The following is a 515-nucleotide window of genomic DNA, read 5'->3' as shown; positions in this document are numbered from 1 at the left end:
GATCATGCGGAGGCCTTCGCGGCGTTCCGGCTGCCCTGAGCCGGCGGCATTGACCCCTCCCCCGCGCGGGCCTAATCCGCTCGGCGCCGGGACGCGCGGGGGCCGCCGATGAACCACCTCTACCAGGGCGACCTGCCCGACGGCCTCGACCTCGGGCCGGCCGTCGCCATCGACTGCGAGACGATGGGCCTGAACCCCATGCGCGACCGCCTCTGCCTCGTGCAGATGTCGGGCGGCGACGGCCACTGCCACCTCGTCCAGGTGGCGCCCGGGCAGCGGCAGGCGCCGAACCTGGCGCGGATGCTGGCCGACCCGGGCGTGCTCAAGCTCTTCCACTTCGGCCGCTTCGACATCGCCGCCCTCGACCACGCCTTCGGGGTCCTGGCGGCGCCGGTCTACTGCACCAAGATCGCCTCCAGGCTGGTGCGCACCTTCACCGACCGCCACGGGCTGAAGTACCTGCTCCAGGACCTGCTCGGCGTCGACGTGTCCAAGCACCAGCAGCAGTCCGACTG

General features: G+C 72.2%; 1 protein-coding gene. It reads left to right on the top strand.

Translation table 11 applies throughout. The features are described from left to right. Positions 1 to 108: 108 nt before the first annotated feature. Positions 109 to 515: ribonuclease D (locus D7Y13_RS42190; RefSeq protein ID WP_120631088.1), on the top strand; the 407-nt coding region annotated here is incomplete at its 3' end.

It is taken from the genome of Corallococcus praedator, assembly GCF_003612125.1.
GTDB lineage: Bacteria > Myxococcota > Myxococcia > Myxococcales > Myxococcaceae > Corallococcus > Corallococcus praedator.
This window is presented reverse-complemented; position numbering and strand designations above follow the sequence as displayed.